This is a genomic window from Gluconacetobacter entanii, from assembly GCF_003206495.1.
GTDB lineage: Bacteria > Pseudomonadota > Alphaproteobacteria > Acetobacterales > Acetobacteraceae > Novacetimonas > Novacetimonas entanii.
The window spans coordinates 1-1765 of the sequence record NZ_NKUF01000112.1; the positions used below are offsets into that span (position 1 = coordinate 1).

Annotated in this window: 2 protein-coding genes and 1 pseudogene; 2 read left to right on the forward strand and 1 reads right to left on the reverse strand. The window is 62.8% G+C overall.

The window, feature by feature from the left end:
• Window positions 1-145: 145 nt before the first annotated feature.
• Window positions 146-685 (forward strand): annotated as a pseudogene (locus CFR72_RS16685) (Sir2 family NAD-dependent protein deacetylase); the annotation flags it as partial.
• Complete coding sequence (locus tag CFR72_RS16690; protein WP_110914808.1) at window positions 682-1296, forward strand: uracil-DNA glycosylase family protein; 615 nt, start codon at window positions 682-684, stop codon at window positions 1294-1296. The pseudogene CFR72_RS16685 and the gene CFR72_RS16690, both read left to right, overlap by 4 nt.
• 66 nt (window positions 1297-1362) lie before the next feature.
• On the opposite strand, the gene CFR72_RS16695 is transcribed toward CFR72_RS16690, so the two are convergent.
• A partial coding sequence (locus tag CFR72_RS16695; protein WP_146220780.1) for an IS5 family transposase occupies window positions 1363-1765 on the reverse strand: 403 nt, incomplete at its 5' end.

Consider the following 1765-nt stretch of genomic DNA (forward strand, 5'->3'; position numbering starts at 1 on the left):
ATTCCGAGAGTATGCCGTTCTTGCCAAACAGGTCGCCGGGTGAACGTCCTTCCATCAGGCGGTCCAGGAGGTCTTTATCAATGCTCATGCGGGGGCTCCCCTTCGAGCAATTTATCACCACACCGCACAAAATTCAGGATAGTCCCTGCGCGCCGGGCTTGCCGATGTGCAGCCCAATGCGGCCCACAGGGCGCTGGCTCATATGGAGGAATGTGCCGCCACGGGAACGTGGGATGGCGAGATCCTGATTGTCACGCAGAACATCGACGACCTGCATGAACGCGCGGGCAGCCGCAATGTCGTGCACATGCACGGGGAACTGATGCGGGTGCGCTGCACGTCCTGCGGGGCCACGCCAGCATGGCATGGCGACTGCCTGCCCCAGACCCCATGCCCGCACTGCCATCGTCCCACGCTGCGGCCCGATGTCGTCTGGTTCGGGGAAATCCCCTATCACATGGCCCGGATCGAGGCGGCATTGCAGGCGTGTGACCTGTTCGTGGCCATCGGCACGTCGGGCGTGGTCTATCCCGCGGCGGGATTTGTGCAACTGGCCCGCACGCATGCCGACACAATGGAATTCAACATGGAGCGTTCCGCCGGGACCGACCTGTTCGACCAGACAGTGCTTGGCCCCGCCACGAAAACCGTGCCCCGGTGGGTGCGCGAGATCACCGGGTCATGAAGCCCCCGCCCACCCCGCCAGCCAGCGCCGACGCCGGGGCGCAGGCGCTGGAACAACTGGTGCGCGACATCCGCGCCTGTACCGCATGTGCCGCTGTCCTGCCGCTTGGCCCGCGTCCCGTGCTGCATGTCTCTCCCACCGCGCGCATCCTGATTGCCAGCCAGGCCCCCGGCACGCGCGTGCATGAAACGGGACAGTCCTTCAATGATGCCTCTGGCGACCGGTTGCGTGGCTGGCTGGGGATCGACCGCGCGACTTTCTACGACTCCACACGCATCGCCATCATGCCGATGGGCATGTGCTATCCCGGCCGTATGCCAAAGGGAGGCGACAGACCCCCGCGCCGGGAATGTGCCCCATTATGGCGCGACCGGGTCCTGGCGCTGATGCCCGATATCCGCCTGACGCTGCTTGTCGGATCCTATGCGCAGAATTATGTGCTGGGGCCGGGCAAGGTGGAGGACCGCGTACGGCATTACCGCGATTTCCTGCCGCAATATTTTCCCCTGCCACACCCGTCATGGCGGACCGGCGCATGGGAACGCCGCAGCCCATGGTTTGGGGAGGAAGTCCTGCCCGCCCTGCGCAGGGCCGTGCATGCGCTGCTGTAGCGGCGAGGGGCTGACTTTTCTCAAAAAATGCTGCGTCTTTCGAAGCTTTCTGGGGTCTGTTGGGAATTAACGCGAATTGATGATTGCTGCGGTGAGATAAATCATCGCTGCGAATGATCTGTCGGTCTTGTCGCTTCGCATGGCGATGCGCTTGAACTCCTTGAGCTTGCAGAAGAAGTTCTCGATGAGATGGCGCGCCTTGAACAGGGCTCCATCGAAGGGTCGCCTGTCGAGGCGGTTCCGACGCTGGGGAATGACCATGCAGGCCCCTTGCGCGCGTATGGTGTCCACGATCCAGTGCACATCGAATGCCTTGTCGGCAAGAAGTCCCTTGAAATCCGCCTGTTCAAGAAGCGGCGCCACCCCGACTGTGTCGTAATGCTGGCCGGGGATAAGCGTAAAGCGAACCAGATTGCCCAGGGCGTCAGTCATGGCGACGATCTTGGTGGACCATCCCGTCACACTGCGC